The sequence below is a fragment of the Xanthobacter dioxanivorans genome (genome assembly GCF_016807805.1).
GTDB lineage: Bacteria > Pseudomonadota > Alphaproteobacteria > Rhizobiales > Xanthobacteraceae > Xanthobacter > Xanthobacter dioxanivorans.
The window spans coordinates 2,628,571-2,644,058 of the sequence record NZ_CP063362.1; the positions used below are offsets into that span (position 1 = coordinate 2,628,571).

General features: G+C 67.4%; 11 protein-coding genes and 2 pseudogenes. 7 read left to right on the forward strand and 6 right to left on the reverse strand.

The annotated features are described in order from the left end of the window. Positions 1-59: 59 nt before the first annotated feature. Positions 60-419, reverse strand: a pseudogene (locus EZH22_RS12400) (Arm DNA-binding domain-containing protein); the annotation flags it as partial. 437 nt (positions 420-856) lie between these two features. On the opposite strand from EZH22_RS12400, the pseudogene EZH22_RS31775 reads away from it, so the two are divergent. After that, positions 857-1,116, forward strand: a pseudogene (locus EZH22_RS31775) (LysR substrate-binding domain-containing protein); the annotation flags it as partial. A gap of 128 nt (positions 1,117-1,244) precedes the next feature. Further along, positions 1,245-1,871 (forward strand): TetR/AcrR family transcriptional regulator, encoded by a 627-nt coding sequence (locus EZH22_RS12405; RefSeq protein ID WP_203195905.1) that lies wholly within the window; start codon positions 1,245-1,247, stop codon positions 1,869-1,871. A 12-nt stretch (positions 1,872-1,883) separates the two neighbouring features. Here the strand turns inward: EZH22_RS12405 and EZH22_RS12410 are convergent, their stop codons facing one another. Beyond that, a complete protein-coding gene (locus EZH22_RS12410) occupies positions 1,884-2,987 on the reverse strand; it encodes a CaiB/BaiF CoA transferase family protein (protein WP_203195906.1) in 1,104 nt (367 codons plus the stop codon). A 204-nt stretch (positions 2,988-3,191) separates the two neighbouring features. Between EZH22_RS12410 and EZH22_RS12415 the strand changes: the two genes are divergently transcribed. From EZH22_RS12415 to EZH22_RS12435, 5 genes are all read left to right on the forward strand, one after another. After that, positions 3,192-4,766: a class I adenylate-forming enzyme family protein gene (locus tag EZH22_RS12415; protein ID WP_203195907.1), complete on the forward strand. Its 1,575-nt coding sequence runs from the start codon at positions 3,192-3,194 to the stop codon at positions 4,764-4,766. A gap of 95 nt (positions 4,767-4,861) precedes the next feature. Continuing rightward, positions 4,862-6,070 (forward strand): acetyl-CoA C-acetyltransferase, encoded by a 1,209-nt coding sequence (locus EZH22_RS12420; RefSeq protein ID WP_203195908.1) that lies wholly within the window; start codon positions 4,862-4,864, stop codon positions 6,068-6,070. Positions 6,071-6,086: 16 nt separating this feature from the next. Beyond that, positions 6,087-8,240: a 3-hydroxyacyl-CoA dehydrogenase NAD-binding domain-containing protein gene (locus tag EZH22_RS12425; RefSeq protein WP_203195909.1), complete on the forward strand. Its 2,154-nt coding sequence runs from the start codon at positions 6,087-6,089 to the stop codon at positions 8,238-8,240. A 75-nt stretch (positions 8,241-8,315) separates the two neighbouring features. After that, positions 8,316-9,521 carry an ABC transporter substrate-binding protein gene (locus EZH22_RS12430; protein ID WP_203195910.1) on the forward strand — a complete coding sequence of 402 codons (1,206 nt, stop codon included), beginning with the start codon at positions 8,316-8,318 and terminating at the stop codon, positions 9,519-9,521. Positions 9,522-9,607: 86 nt separating this feature from the next. Further along, positions 9,608-10,768, forward strand: a complete 1,161-nt coding sequence (locus EZH22_RS12435) for an acyl-CoA dehydrogenase family protein (RefSeq protein ID WP_231711446.1) — start codon at positions 9,608-9,610, stop codon at positions 10,766-10,768. 264 nt (positions 10,769-11,032) lie between these two features. Here EZH22_RS12435 and EZH22_RS12440 read toward each other — a convergent pair whose 3' ends face one another. The 4 genes from EZH22_RS12440 to EZH22_RS12455 all read right to left on the reverse strand — a co-directional run bounded on the left by EZH22_RS12440 (position 11,033) and on the right by EZH22_RS12455 (position 15,308). Beyond that, positions 11,033-12,151 (reverse strand): ABC transporter substrate-binding protein, encoded by a 1,119-nt coding sequence (locus EZH22_RS12440; RefSeq protein ID WP_231711447.1) that lies wholly within the window; start codon positions 12,149-12,151, stop codon positions 11,033-11,035. A 59-nt stretch (positions 12,152-12,210) separates the two neighbouring features. After that, positions 12,211-13,002, reverse strand: coding sequence for an ABC transporter ATP-binding protein (locus EZH22_RS12445; protein ID WP_203195911.1), 792 nt, complete (start codon positions 13,000-13,002; stop codon positions 12,211-12,213). Then, the gene (locus tag EZH22_RS12450) at positions 12,996-14,012 is read right to left on the reverse strand and encodes an ABC transporter permease (RefSeq protein WP_203195912.1); all 1,017 of its coding nucleotides are present in this window, start codon (positions 14,010-14,012) and stop codon (positions 12,996-12,998) included. The genes EZH22_RS12445 and EZH22_RS12450 overlap by 7 nt, the downstream gene beginning before the upstream one ends. Before the next feature lie 321 nt (positions 14,013-14,333). Then, positions 14,334-15,308 (reverse strand): TauD/TfdA dioxygenase family protein, encoded by a 975-nt coding sequence (locus EZH22_RS12455; protein ID WP_203195913.1) that lies wholly within the window; start codon positions 15,306-15,308, stop codon positions 14,334-14,336. Positions 15,309-15,488 lie beyond the last annotated feature (180 nt).

Consider the following 15,488-nt stretch of genomic DNA (forward strand, 5'->3'; position numbering starts at 1 on the left):
CTTTAGTGACTGCGTTGTGGCAACTAGCAACCACATCGGGCGCCAAGACGCCAGATGGCGGGGCGCCCACCCTTTCCGAGGATCAGCCCTCCTTGCAGGTCAGTCAGATAGAGATCGCAGAGTTCTTTGACCGTAAGCGCTTTGCGATCCAGCAGCCGCTCTTCGGCCGGGTCGTCGCCTTGCGCGATCCGGCCCAACTACGCCTTGGCTTCCTGGCGCGCGCGTTCCGGTGTCCATACCCCGTGCAGCCCGATCGTGAACCGGCGCGATCGGCCGGCCGACCGATACCGAAGGACGTAGCTTCGCTTGCCGGACGTGAACACCCGTAGGCCAAAGCCGGGGAGTTCGTCGTCCCAGATCACGTAATCCTTGGCGCCGGCTTCTGCGGCATCGATGGCCCTTTTTGTGAGCTTAGCCATGGTGCTTCTCCAGTCCGGTCGCCTAATCTCGCGTAAGCACCACGTAAGCCGCTGGGCGAAAATCGTGGCGGAGAAAAGGATGGCCGCGGCTATAGCCACATAAAATTCTTTATTATTCGCAGTGTGATAGTGCATTTCTTCGCGCTCCGTCGTAATTTCGACGGATCTGCCAGTAATACCTCCGAAGGCGAAGGCCACACGTTCGAATCGTGTTGGGTGCGCCACTTAACTATTAACTGCATTGGTGGTTGCCCATTGGTCCCGCGGTCCGAACCGAGCGGGAGTTTTTGATGGCTTGGACCCACGAGGTAGCTCGCTTCGCTCCATATCGGGTGCCTTGAGCGGACAGCTCTCATAGGCAGCAGAGCCGGCCTATGCTTGGTCCCCACCTGCTTCAGTCGCATCCGTCCGAGGCGTCGTCCCGGAGCTGAGAGAAGGGCCGCGAGGTGCGCGTCCGTGTCGATGGCCAGCTTGCGTTCAACGACGTCGCGATGGTGGTGCGCGCCGCGGTGTCGGGGTTCGGGCTGGGCTTCGTCATGGAGGATCAGGTGGACGCCCACCTCAAGGACGGACACCTGGTCCGCGTGCTGAGGACTGGTGTCCCTCCTTTCCAGGCTATCATTTGTACGATCCGAGCCGGCGCCAGCCCTCGGCCGCCTTCGCATTGCTCGTCGACGCGCTCCGCTGGCGCGGATGAGCGGCGCCGGTCCAGGGATGACCTAAATCAAGCGTTTGATATTGTGCTGATACCGCAACGGGGTTATGCCGTTGGTCTGCGGAATGTCGTGGGATCGCGCGGGTCCTGTGCAGGCTCAGGTTGCTCGGATGGCGCTGATGGCGAAAGAAGCAAGGCGGCGTGTCGGTCGCCCCACTCACCGGCGGCCGAAAGTCGCGGTACCGCCCGGCCTGGATCGTCGGGAGCAGATCGTAGCGGTCGCGGGATCCCTGTTCGCCGAGAAGGGCTACAACCGCACGTCGATGCGGGATATCGCGGAAGCCGCCGGCCTCCTGTCGGGTTCCTTGTACTACTACTTCAGCTCGAAGGAGGAGCTGTTCCTGGAGGTGCATGGCACCGGCATGAAGATCCTGACGCAGGCCACGCGCTCGGCGCTGGAGCAGGGCGGGGACCCGTGGACGCGGCTCGGCCACCTCGCCGCGGCGCACTGCCGGGCTGTTCTGGAGAACCAGGGCTTCATGATCATGGTCTTCCCGGAGTTTCCCGAGGAGATCAACGAATACCACGCGGAATTCGTGCGCCAGCGCGACGAATACGAGCGCATCGTCTCCGACACGATTGGCGCGCTCGATCTGCCGCCGGATCTGGATCGCGGCCTCTACAAGCTGCAATTCCTCGGTGCGCTGAACTGGTCGCAGACGTGGTATCGGGCGGGCGGGCGCTTCACCCCCGAGGACATCGGCCACCACTTCGTCCGCATGCTGCGCCCGCGCTGACGCGGCGCGGGTCTAAAGCCCCCAGCGCCGCAACGCATCCGCCGCGGGTTCGACCTCCGCCGGGGATGGCGTGGCTGACGGGGTCCGCGAGAAGCGTGGCGCGGGGCCCGGCTGGGTGAGGCCGCTGACCTCGATGAAGGTGCCGCGGGCGGTCATGTGCGGGTGTTGGGGGGCCTCATCCATGTGGAGGACCGGGGAGACGCAGGTGTCGTGCAGTTCGAGCAGCGCGCACCATTCCGCCCGGCTCCGCTGGCGGAAGACATCGGCAAGCTGCCTTCTCAGGTCCGGCCACCGCGCCGGGTCGTCGCGCAAGGCGGGGTCGATGGCGTCCACCCCCGCGAGAGTGCACAGCTCCTGCCAGAATTGCGGCTCCAGCGCCCCGACGGCGATGTGCCCGCCATCCGCGCATTCATAGGTCCCGTAGAACGGCGCTCCGCCGTCCAGCAGGTTGCTCTCCCGGGCGAGGCTCCAGGTGCCGCCCGCGCGCATGTCGTAGAACATGCTCATGAGCGAGGCGGCGCCGTCGCACATGGCGCTGTCGATCACCTGGCCGGCACCGGATCGCGCGCGTTCCCACAAGGCGGCGAGCACGCCCATCATGAGATAAAGGGCGCCGCCACCATAGTCGCCGACGAGGTTCAGCGGCGGCACGGGCCCCGCATCCCGCCGTCCGACGGCGGCAAGCGCGCCGGTCAGCGCGATGTAATTGATGTCATGCCCGGCGGTGCGCGCCAGCGGACCCTCCTGGCCCCAGCCGGTCATGCGCCCGTAGATCAGCCCCGGATTGCGCGCATGCACCGCGTCGGGGCCAAGGCCGAGGCGCTCCATGACGCCCGGCCGATAGCCCTCGATCAGCACATCCGCGCCGCCGCACAGCGCCAGCGCCGTCTCGCGCTCGCGCTTCAAGTCGAGGGAGACCACCCTGCGCCCGCGTGAGGTGATGCGATCGAAGGCCTCCGGCTCGCCCTGGGCGGCGCGGGTGATGCGCAGCACGTCGGCGCCCATGTCGGCCATCAGCATGCCGGCGAACGGACCGGGTCCGAGCGAGTGAAACTCAATGACACGCAGGCCCGCCAGTGGCCCCTGCCGGCCGTGCAGGGGTGCCTCTCCCACCATTGTTCCCTCCCGTTCTTGTCGAAATTATATCGTATAATCAATGGCATAAAATTATTCGCACAGCCACTCTGGCATTTCAAGCAAATGCTTGATAAAAATTATGCCAACGAGAACTCATGCAATGAGAGCGCCGATCCGCCGAAAGGGCGGGGAGGCCGGCACGCGCCCCAGGCGCGGCTGAGAGGCGACAGGGAGGATCCTTGGATGGACGGTTTTGACCAAACAGACATTGTCCTGCCGGAGATCTGGGCCGGCCATGCCCGGCGTCACCCGGACAAGCTCGCCATCGTGTGCGAAGACCAGCAGCTGAGCTGGGGCGGCTTCAACGCTGCCATGAACCGTCTTGCCAACGCTCTCCTGCGCGCCGGTCTCCGCAAGGGCGAGCGCGTGGCGGTGCTGTGCTCATCCTCCATCGCCGCCTGCGTGGCCATGTTCGGCGTGGTGAAGTCCGGCGCGATCATGGTTCCGGTGTCGGGCATGCTGACCGCCGAGCAGGTGGCGACGCTGCTTGGCGATTCCGCTGCGTCCTTCATCATTGCGTCGGCGGATCTTCGCCATCTCGTCGATCCGATTGCCGGCCGTCTGGAAAGCTTGCGGCCCGATGGCCGCATCGGCGTGGATTTCTCGCAAGACGACTGGATCGGTCTGGAAGCATTCGCCGCCGATGCATCGGGCGACGAGCCCGATGTGACGTTCACGTCGAAGGACGTGTTCAGCATCATGTACAGCTCGGGCACGACCGGCTTGCCCAAGGGCATGGTCCACACCCACGGCGCCCGCACCTATTTCTGTGTCTCGAACGGCTTCGAGATGCGCTTCGATGGTGGTTCGCGCGGGCTGGTTACGACCGCCCTCTACACCGCCGGCACATGGCTCGTGGTGATGCCCACGCTGTTCAATGGCGGCACGCTTTTCATCCAGAGCCAGTTCCGGCCCGAGACCTTCCTTCAGCTCGTCGAAGCCGAGCGCATCACCCACACCTTCGTGGTGCCGAGCCAGATCCAGATGATCTTCGCCGGCTGCGGCTTCGAGGCCAACGATCTCTCCAGCCTGAAGATGATGCTGTCGGCGGGGTCTCCGCTGCGACCGGACATCAAGGCGCGCCTCATCGGCATCATCGGCCAGAAATTCTTCGAGCTTTACGGCTTCACCGAGGGCTCTTCCACCCTGCTGCGCCCCGAGGACCAGGCTGCGAAGCCGCTCTCGGTGGGCACGCCGCTGATGGGGCAGGAGCTGCTCGCCATCGACACCGAGGGCCGCGCCTGCTCGCCTGGCGAGGCGGGGGAGATCGTCGGGCGCGGGCCGGGGCTGCTGCGGGAATACTACAACAAGCCCGAGGAAACCCGCGCCGCCATCTGGACCGATGCGCGCGGCCGCCGCTTCATCCGCTCGGGGGATGTCGGGCAGTTCGATGCGGAGGGCTTCCTCTACATCCTCGATCGTAAGAAGGACATGATCATCACCGGTGGCCTCAACATCTATCCCGCGGATCTGGAAGCGGTGGTGGGGGCTCATCCGGAGGTGCTCGAGGTCAGCGTCATCGGCGTCGAGCACGAGAAATGGGGCGAGACGCCGGTGGCCCTCGTGGTGCTGTGCCAGGGTGCGGACATCACCGCCGAGGCGCTGCTCGCCTTCGCCAATGCGAGCCTCGCCAAGCATCAGCGCCTCTCCCAGGTCACCATCTGCGAGAGCCTGCCGCGCAACGCCCTCGGCAAGGTGCTCAAGCGTGAATTGCGCGCCGCCTATGCGAGCGCGCGATCCGGCGGCGCGGCAGCCTGATCGCACCACATGCGGCTCGGCGGCGGCGCCGTCGAAGCCCCCTTCGCGGATGTGCATGCGCCGTCCGCCCCGCATCGCGAACCCACGAGGACGGCATGGCCGAGGCTCTCATCTACGATCACGTGCGCACCCCGCGCGGCAAGGGCCGACCGGACGGCGCGCTGCACGAAATCACGCCGATCCAGCTCGCGACCCAGGTGCTGGAGGCGGTGCGGGATCGCAACAGGCTCGACACCGCGCTGGTGGACGACGTGATCATGGGCGTCGTGTCGCCCGTCGGCGAGCAGGGCTGCAACATGGCCCGCGTTGCCGCGCTCCAGGCCGGCTATGCGGAAAACGTGGCGGGGATGCAGATCAATCGCTTCTGCGCTTCGGGCCTGGAGGCGGTGAACATCGCCGGCGCCCGGGTGAAAGCGGGCGAAGCCGATGCCATGCTGGCCTCGGGCGTGGAATCCATGAGCCGCGTCCCGATCTTCTCCGATGGCGGCGCCTGCTACAGCGATCCCCGCAGCAACTGGGACACCTGGTACATCCCGCAGGGCATCGGCGCCGACCTGATCGCCACCATGGAGGGCTTCGACCGGGAGACGGTGGATGCCTATGCGGTGGAGAGCCAGGCGCGCGCCGCCCATGCCTGGAACGAAGGCTGGTTCGACCGCTCCGTGGTGCCGGTGCGCGACGTTCTCGGCCAGCCGGTGCTCGCCCGGGACGAGCACATGCGGCCCGGCACAAGCCTTGCCGACCTTGGCCGCCTCAAGGCCGCGTTCGCGGAAACCGGGCAGCGCGACGGCCTCGACGCCATCATGCTGCAGCGCTACCCGCAGGTGGAGCGCATCTCCCATGTCCACACCGGCGGCAATTCCAGCGGCATCGTCGATGGCGCCGCCGCCGTGCTGATCGGCAACGAAGCTTTCGGTGCGGCATCCGGGCTGAAGCCGCGCGCCCGCATCCGTGCCGCCGGCAGCATCGGCAGCGAGCCGGCCATCATGCTCACCGGTCCCGCCCCGGTGACCCGCAGAGTGCTGGAGCGCGCCGGCATGACGGTCTCCGACATCGACCTGTTCGAGGTCAACGAGGCCTTCGCCAGCGTGGTGCTGCGCTACATGCGCGAACTCGACGTGCCACACGACAAGGTCAATGTCGCCGGTGGCGCCATCGCCTTGGGCCATCCGCTCGGCGCCACGGGCGCGATCCTGGTTGGCACCGTGCTGGACGAGCTGGAGCGACGCGACCTGAACACTGGCCTCATCACCTTGTGCGCGGCCGCCGGCATGGCCATCGCCCTCATTGTCGAACGCGTCTGAGCGCCGGGGAGAAACCATGTCCACGCTCGCTTTCACCACCGATGCCGACGGCATCGCCACCCTCGCCATCGACATCCCGGACCGGTCGCAGAACGTGCTGACGCCGGCCCTCTTCGCCGACCTTGGCGCGGCGCTGGACAGGATTGTCGCCGATGACGCCGTGATCGGCGTCATCATCACCTCCGCCAAGCCCTCGGGCTTCATCGCCGGCGCCGATCTCAAGGAAATCCTGGCGCTGATCGACGACGGCATCGACGCCGTCGGCGCCGCCGCGTGGGTGCGGACCGGCGCCGATGTGTTCCGCCGCATGGAGACCTGCGGCAAGCCGGTGGTGGCGGCCCTCAACGGGCTCGCCCTTGGCGGCGGGTTCGAACTGGCGCTGGCCTGCCACCGGCGCATCCTGGTGGACATGCCCGGGGTCGTGGTGGGGCTGCCGGAGGTGACCCTCGGCCTGCTGCCGGGCGGCGGCGGCACCCAGCGCCTGCCCCGCCTCATCGGCATCGAGAAGGCCCTGCCGATCCTGCTGGAGGGCCGCAGCCTCGCGCCTGCCGAGGCGCTGAAGCTCGGCGTCGTGGATCAGCTCGCCGCCAAGGACGAACTGATCCCGGCCGCCCGGGCATGGCTGCTGACGCGCCCCTCTGCCGTGGCGCCGTGGGACGTGAAGGGCTTCAAGGTGCCCGGCGGCGCGGGTCCGCTTGCCCCGCACGCCGCGCGCAGCTTCCAGGCCGGCACCGCGCGCCTCAAGGCCACGCGGAGCCGCTACCCGGCCCCCCATGCGATCCTCTCCGCCGTCTATGAGGGCACGCAGGTGCCCTTTGACACCGGGTTGCGGATCGAGACCAAATATTTCGGCCTCCTGGCGGCCGATCCGGTTTCGGGCAATCTGGTGCGCTCCTTCCTGCGGCAAAGCGAGGCGCGCAAGCGCGGCGCATTCGGCACCGCCCGGGCCGCGTCCCGCGCCGTGGTCAAGCTCGGCGTGCTCGGCGCGGGGATGATGGGCGCGGGCGTCGCCAACGTCGCGGCCGGGGCGGGCCTGGAGGTCGTGCTGCTCGACCGCACCCTTGAAGCGGCGGAGCGCGGCCTCGCCCATGCCCGCACGCAGCGCGAGAAGGAGGTGGCGCGCGGCACCCTGTCGGCGGACAAGGCCGAGGCGACCCTCGCCCGGATCCGCCCGACCGCCGGCTATGAGGACCTCGGCGGCGCCGACCTGATCATCGAGGCCGTGTTCGAGAACCGCGCGGTCAAGGCCGGGGTCACCCGCGCCGCCGAGCCCCTTCTGGCCAAGGGCGGCGTGTTCGCCTCCAACACCTCCACCTTGTCCATCTCGTCGCTGGCGGTGAACGTGGCGGATCCGTCCCGCTTCGTCGGGCTGCATTTCTTCTCGCCGGTGGAACGCATGTCGCTGGTCGAGGTGATCGTCGGCAAGGCCACCTCGGACCAGACCGTGGCGGATGCCCTCGCCTTCGTCTCGCGACTGAAGAAGGTGCCTATCGTCGTGCGCGACAGTCCGGGCTTCTACACCAGCCGCGTCTTCTGCACCTATATCGACGAAGCCATGGCCATGCTGGCCGAAGGGGTCGCCCCGGCCCTCATGGAGAATGCCGCGCGCATGCTCGGCTTCCCGGTGCCGCCGCTGGCGGTGACCGACGAGGTCTCGCTGGATCTGCAGAAGCTGGTGATCGACCAGGCGAAGGCGGACGGGCTCGACGCCCGTTTCCTGCGTGCCCATGCGGATCCTGTGGTGGAGCGGTTCAACGCCCTCGGCCGGCTGGGGCGCAAGAGCGGCGGTGGCTTCTACGACTATGCTGCGGACGGCAGCAAGCTCTTGTGGCCCGGCCTGGCGGATCTCTATCCAGCGGCAGTCGCGCAGCCTTCGGCCGAGGATGTCGGCAAGCGCCTGCTCTACATCCAGGCGCTGGAGAGCGCCCGCTGCCTCGCCGAGGGCGTGATCGACGACACGGCCACCGCCGACTTGGGCTCGGTGCTGGGCATCGGCTTCCCGGCCTGGACCGGCGGCGCCCTGTCGGTGATCGCCACGGTGGGCGAGGACGCCTTCCTCAGGGATTGCGCCCGCTTCGCGGCGGCGCATGGACCCCGCTTCGCCATCACCGACGGTCTGATCGAGCAGGTCGCCTGCGTGGCCGGCACAGTCCGGCGGAGCGCCGCCTGAGATTCCGGACACATCTCGCGTCAGGACAACACGCCAACGTGCGGGGCACGTCGCTCCGAAGAAAGGGAGGAAACAATGATACGACATCTCGTTGCAGCAGCCATGCTGTCGCTCGCCACGACTGCGGCGCATGCCGAGTTCAGCAACAATGCGGTCAAGATCGTAGTCCTGACCGATCTCAGCTCCAATTATTCGGACACGGCCGGAAAAGGTTCCGTGGTAGCGGCGGAGCTGGCCATCGAGGATTTCGGCGCCGGCATCGAGGGGGTGCCCATCAAGCTGATCAGTGCCGACCACCAGAACAAGGCCGATCTCGGTGCGCTGAAGGCGCGCGAATTGATCGACACTGAGGGAGCCGACGTGTTCGTCGATCTCTCGAACTCGGCGGTCAGCCTGGCGGTGCAGGAGATCGGCCGGGCCAACGACAAGGCGGTGCTCCATGTGGGCTCGGCCACGGCAGCGCTTTACGGCGAAACCTGCTCGCCCACTGGCGCGCTGTGGCTCTATGACACCTATGCGCTGGCGCAGGGCCTCGGCAAGGCCGTTTTGGCCGAAGGGGGAGACAGCTGGTATTTCATCACCGCCGACTACGCCTTCGGCAAGGCGATGGAGGACAGCCTCGCGAATGTGGTCAAGGGCGCCGGCGGCAGCGTCAAGGGCAGCGTCCGTCACCCGGTGAACAACCCCGATTTCTCCTCCTTCCTTCTGCAGGCGCAGAAGTCCGGGGCCAAGGTGATCGGGCTCGCCAATGCCTCGGGCGATACTGTGAATGCCATCAAGCAGGCCAAGGAGTTCGGCGTGGTGGAGATGGGGCAGAAGCTGGCGGCGCCCATCTTCTACATCCAGTCGGCCAAGGCGGTGGGGCCGGAACTGGCGCAGGGGCTGCAGTTCATGACCGGTTATTACTGGGACCGCGACGACGCCAGCCGTGCCTTTGCCAAGCGTTTCGCACAGAAGATGAATGGCGGGATGCCATCTCAGGCCCATGCCGGTGTCTATAGCGCGACCCTGCATTATCTGCGCGCGGCGGCCGCGGCCAAGAGCGACTCAGGCAAGGTCGTGCTTGCGAAAATGAAGGAAATGCCGGTCGACGACTTCTTCGCTGAGGGCGCAATTCTGCGAGAAGACGGCCGGCTGATGAAGGACATGTTCCTGGTGGAGGTGAAGAAGCCCTCGGAAGTGACCCAGCCCTGGGACTTGCTGAAGGTCCTTCGCCGCATGTCCGCCGCGGAGATCATCCGTCCGCTGGACAAGGGCAATTGTCCGTTCGTGAAAGGCTAGTTCGCATCAGGCCGGCAGGGCGGACGGGTTCGCCCTGCCGGCCTGCCGGTTCCGAGCGCACGCCCACTCTCACACTGGAGACACCGGTGTTCCCACGATCCATCTTCGAGGCGGAGCATGAGATGTTCCGGGAGACCGCGCGTCGCTTCGTTGGGGCGGAGGTCGCGCCCCATGTGGACGCCTGGCGCCGGCAGGGCCATGTCGACCGCGCGGTGTTCCGCAAGGCGGGCGAGGCCGGCCTGCTGCTGATGTGGGCCGACGAGAGCCTTGGCGGCTCGGGCATCGCCGACCTGCGCTTCGACCAGATCCTGCAGGAAGAGGTGGTGCGCGGCGGCGATCCCGGCTTTTACCAGAACCTGCACTCGCAGATCGTCGCCCCCTATATCGGACATTTCGGCTCGCCCGAGCAGAAGCGCCGCTTCCTGCCCGGCGCTGTGAGCGGCGAGACCATTCTCGCCCTCGCCATGACCGAGCCCTCGGCCGGCAGCGACGTCGCCGCCATCCGCACAACGGCGGAAGACAAGGGCGACCATTGGCTGCTGAACGGCTCCAAGACCTACATCTCGAACGGCATTCTCGCCGACGTGGTGATCGTCGCCGCGCGCACCGATCGGGAGGCGCGGCACGGCATCGGGTTGTTCATCGTCGAGCGCGACATGGAGGGCTTCGCGCGGGGGCGCAAGCTTGGAAAGCTCGGACTGCCCATGCAGGACACGGCCGAATTATTCTTCAACGACGTGAAGCTGCCGAAGGAGAACCTCATCGGCGCGCCCGACCGCGGCTTTGCCTACATGGCCGAGCTTTTGGCCAACGAGCGGCTGCAGGTGGCCATCGGCTCGCTCGCCCACGCCCAGGCGGCGTTCGACCTGACGCTGGACTTCATCCGCGAGCGGCGCGCCTTCGGCAAGCCCGTGGGGGCCATGCAGAATTCACGCTTCGTCATGGCGGCGCTCCGGACCCGCCTGGACGCGACCCAGGCTTTCGTCGACCAGTGCGTGATGCTCGCCAATGCCGGCCGGCTCACCGCCGACGTGGCCGCCGAGGTGAAGCTGCTCGCGAGCGAGCTTGAGAACGACACCATCGATGATTGTCTCCAGCTTCATGGCGGCGCCGGATACATGGACGAATACCGGATCTCGCGCATGTATGCCGACGCGCGGGTCTCCCGCATCTTCGCCGGGACCTCGGAAATCATGAAGGAAATCATCGGGCGCGCCCTGGGGCTCGACGAGCGCAAGCTGCGCTGAGACAGGCGGGGGCGGCGTTCCGCCGGGGCGCCGCCGGATGAAACGGATCAGGGAGAGCGTTCGCACATGCGTGCCATGGGTGAGGTTTCTCCCCGTTCCACCCGAAAAAGTTTCATGCTCTCAATGTGGTGGTTAAACACTCGCCCGGCTGCCACGGGGGCTGTCGGGCGATTTTTTGGGCCTTTTTCGGTACGGATGCCCGAACCTGTCGATGGGCGTTTCCGCCGTCCGCTTCCGCCGATTTCCGGTGAGGGCGTACCTGCCTCAGACGGTCAGAACGTCCGCATAGATCTTCTCGGCGAAGCGCTGGGAATTGGTGGCGGGCTTGATGACCTGCACGAGCTTCAGTTCGTCAGTATAGGCCGCAAGCTGGGTCTTGAGGTCGGCGCCCACCGGCGCGTGGTGGTGGTCCTGGCTGTCCAGCATGGCCACGAGGTCGTCGATGGAGCCCTTGCCGCCATAGCCGGAGAAGGTGCGGGCGGCGAGTTCCGGGTCGGCGCCCACCTTGTGCGCGCCTTCCAGGATGGCGCGTGTGAGGGCGGTGGCGACCGGCCGCTCGTCGCGGATCAGGCTGCCGCGCACGCCGATGATGCAGCAGGCGCGATCGACATACTTCTCCGAGAGGTTGGTGGCGATCTCGGTGAGCTTGCCCTTGGACTCCTTGATCCAGATCCAGGTGCGCGGATCGGCGTCGGCCAGCGCCTGCGCCTCGCCCTTGTCGATGGCGAGCGGCAGCGCCTCCTGCGGATACTGGCGCCACTCCACGTCCTTGAACGGATCGACGCCGTGCTCGGCGAGGTAGATGGAGAAGAAGTTCTTGCCGGGCGAGGCCTGGTCGGAGATGGCGATGGTCTTGCCCTTCAGGTCCGACACCTTGGTGACGCCCGCGCTGGCATCGCCCAGCAGCCGCAGGCAGCCGCCGTGGACGCCGGCGGTGATCTTCACGTCGAAGCCCTGCTCCAGCGGCTTCAGCCAGCGCAGCGCCATGCCGATGCCGGCGTCGGCCTTGCCGGTGGCGATGGCTTCCAGCAATTGCTCGGTGGAACTGCCGAAATTGACGAAGTCCACGTCGAGGCCATGGCGGGCGAAGATGCCCGTCTCCTTCGCCACCGGGGCCGCGGCGGTGCAGATGGCGCTGGCGTTCCAGGCGAGCTTGAGCGGCCGTAGCGGGCCGGTGGGCGCGGCGCCCTCCGCGGCAGTCAGGCACAGGGGAAAGTCCGGCACGGCCGTCTGCGGCGCGCGCATGAGGCTGGCTGCCAGCACCCGCCCGCCGGCGGCGCCGGCGAGGGTTGCGGTCCCGGCGGCGAGGCCGTAGCGCAGCAGGCTGCGGCGGGTGGTGGATCGGGGGGCGTTTGCGTCGTCGGCAAGGGCAGGGTCGGTCATGGCGGGCTCCTGAAATCACTCGGATGAATGCGAACAGCCCTTGAGGGCGGGCAAAGAGGTCACCAGGTGGCGTCGAGGCCGAGGAGGCCGAGGAGGTGGTGGCGCAGCTCGGCGAGGCGCGGGTCGCCGCGGTGGCGCGGGTAGGGCACGTCCACCGTCACGTCGGCCTTGATGCGGGCCGGCCGCTCGGAGAAGACGATCACCCGCTCGGCGAGGAACAGCGCCTCCTCCACGTCGTGGGTGACGAGGAGGGCGGTGAAGCGGGCGTCCTGCCACAGTTTCAGGATCTCGCCCTGCATGGTGATGCGGGTGAGGCTATCGAGCTTGCCCAAAGGCTCGTCGAGCAGCAGCAGGCGCGGCTCGTTCACCAGCGCGCGGGCGAGCGCCACGCGCTGGGCCATGCCGCCGGAGAGCTGGCGCGGATAGGCGCTGGCGAAGCCCGAAAGACCGACGAGGGAGAGCGCATCGCCCACCCGCCGCCGCTGGGCCTTCAGGAGGCCGCGCGCCTCCAGCCCCAGCGAGACGTTGGCCTCCACGGTCCGCCAAGGATAGAGGGTCGGGTCCTGGAACACGAGGATGCGCGACGGATCGGGCGCTGTGATGGGCGCGCCATCCACCGCGAGGTGGCCGGCACTGGGATGGTCGAGGCCAGCGACGAGGCGCAGCAGCGTGGACTTGCCGCAGCCCGACGGCCCGAGCAGGGCGACGAACGCGCCGGGCTCGGCCGAGAAGCTCACATCGTCCAGTACGGGGAGGGGGGCGCCCTCCAGCTGGAAGGCGTGGCTCACATGCTCCACGTCGAGACGCAGGCCGGGCGCGGCCGCTGGGAGGGAGAGGGCCGCGCTCACCACCGCACCAGTTCCTTCTGCCAGGCGAGGGTGCGGTCGCGCAGGCGGAACAGCAGGGTGACGAGGCTGGAGCACATGAGCGCCATCACCAGCAGCGCGGCATACATGTTGGCATAGGCGGCCCAGCCCTGCGCCCATTGCAGGTACCAGCCGAGGCCCGCCTTCACCCCCAGCATCTCCGCCACCACCAGCACCGCGAACGAGGTGCCGAGGCCCATGAACAGGCCGACGAAGACGTGGGGCAGCGCGGCGGGAATGGCCACCTTCAGCACCAGGAAGCGCTGGCTGGCGCCCAGCGTGCGGGCGATGTCGTAATAGTCCTTGTTGACGGAGGCGATGCCCGACCAGGTGAGGATGGTGACGGGAAAGCCCGTGGCGAGCGCGAGCAGGAACACGCTGGCGCTCCAGGAGGAGGGAAACAGGAAGAAGGCCACCGGCAGCCACGCGGTCGCCGGCAGAGGACCGATGAAGCGCAGCACCGGATGCGCCCAGTAGCCGGCAATCCGCCACCAGCCGATGGAAACGCCGAGCGTGACGCCGACGGCGGCGCCGATGGCATAGCCCCAGGCCAGCAGCTTCAGGGAAGCGACGACGCTGAGGCCGAGCTTCGGCCAATCGTCGAGATAGACTTCGAGCAGGGCCTGCGGCGGCACGAAGAAGGGGCGTGGTAGCAACTCCAGTTTCGCCGTCACCGCCTCCCAGGCGACGAGGCCGAGGGGCAGCACCAGAAGCCATGGCCCCCAGTGCCGGAGCGCCTTCAGCCTCAGCCCCGCGACCGGACCGGCGAGCGCGGCGAGGACGAGGAGGCCTCCGATGGTGGCGAGGCCGATGGCGAACTCCCGCGTATAGGCGAAGTCATCCGCATCGGGCACGAGGCCGGCATAGGCGCTGGCACTGAGCCAGAGGAGCCCGGAAGCTAGGCCCGAACGCCAGAGCGGCACGCGCAGGGCGTACCCGCGGTCCGATCGCGGCACGCCATCGAGATGGGCCGTTTCGATGAGCTGATGGGTCATCGGTCTGTCCTCAGCGTTTGGGTCGCTACGGAAGAGTGGCGTTTCTGATGGCCCCGGTCGGTCGCTGCCGGGGCGGGATGACACGCAACTTTTTTAGTGTAGTAAATTTATAGAAATAATTGAAAATTAGTCAAGCGCAGTCGCTGACCGACATCGATCGGGCTTCCACGCCGCGGGATCATCCGTGGGTGAGATGGTGAGCCGCGAAGCAGGGCCGGAGCCCGGGAGCGGCGCCAACGCTCCAGACAAGCAGGCTTGGGCGTGCGGGTAAGGGCGACGGCGCTGGTGGGACGTCTGCCGCCTGCCCGAAGAACACCGCCGTCAGGCGGTGCCGGCGGTGAAGGCCTCCAGCGGCTCGCCCTCGATGATGGCGGAGGGACTCCCGTCCACGCCCACCGGCACGTCGCCCTTGAGCGTGATGCGGTAGAGCTGGCGGTCGAAGTCGAGCGCATAGATGTCGCGCGGGGCGAGGTGGGCGGTGGTGCGGTTGTCCCAGAAGGCGATGGAGCCTGGCCGCCAGCGGAACCGCACGGTGAATTCCGGCCGGGTGATGTGCTCGAACAGCAAGTCCAGCAGTTGCTGGCTCTCGCGCGGGGTGAGGCCGGTGATGCTCTTCAGGAACGACGGGCTGACGAACAGCACCCGCTCGCCCGTCTCCGGGATGGCGCGCACCAGCGGGTGCTCGCTCACCAGCGGCCGGCGCTTGTTCTTCTCCCTGAACTCGTCGGTGCCGGCCTGTCCCTCGGGCGGGGCGAAGGCGTGGATGCCGCGCAGGGTATCGACGAAGCCGCGCAGGGTGGGCGAGAGCGCCTCATAGGCGACGGCGAGGTTGGTCCAGAAGGTGTCGCCGCCGTAGGGCGGGATGGTGACGCCGCGCAGGATGGAGGCGGCGGGCGGATTCACCGCGGCGGTCACGTCCGTGTGCCAGCCGGTCCAGGGGCGGATCAGCGGCTCGCCGGTGTGGCGCGTGGCGAAGCGGTCGCGGCTTATGGAATAGACCTGCGGGTAGCCTTCGACGAAGCCGAACACGGGATGGCCGATGGTGGGGGCGCCGAAGGCCGAGGCCAGCGCGACGTGCTCGGCATGGCTCAGCGGCTGGTCGCGGAAGAACACCACCTTCCACTTGAGAAGCGCGGCGCGGATCTCGTCCACCACCTCCGGCGACAGCGGACGGGACAGGTCCGGTGCCTCGATCTCCGCGCCGATATGGCCCGTCAGGGGATGCACGGCGATATGGCGCGGCGCCAGGTCGGCGAATCGGTTTTCGCTTGAGGAGATGGGCGCGGCGCTCGGCATCGGTTTTCCTTTCGTGTCAGGCAGTTGTGGTGCCAGATCGTGGCGCGGTCGGGTGCTCCGGATGATCCTCCGGCTCGCCCGCTCCGACATTATTCTACTTTTTTTATAGATTTTATCAAAAAATAATTGACGCCCCGGAGTCGGGCCATATCGTTGGGCCTAGCGATCCCCCGCCGCGAA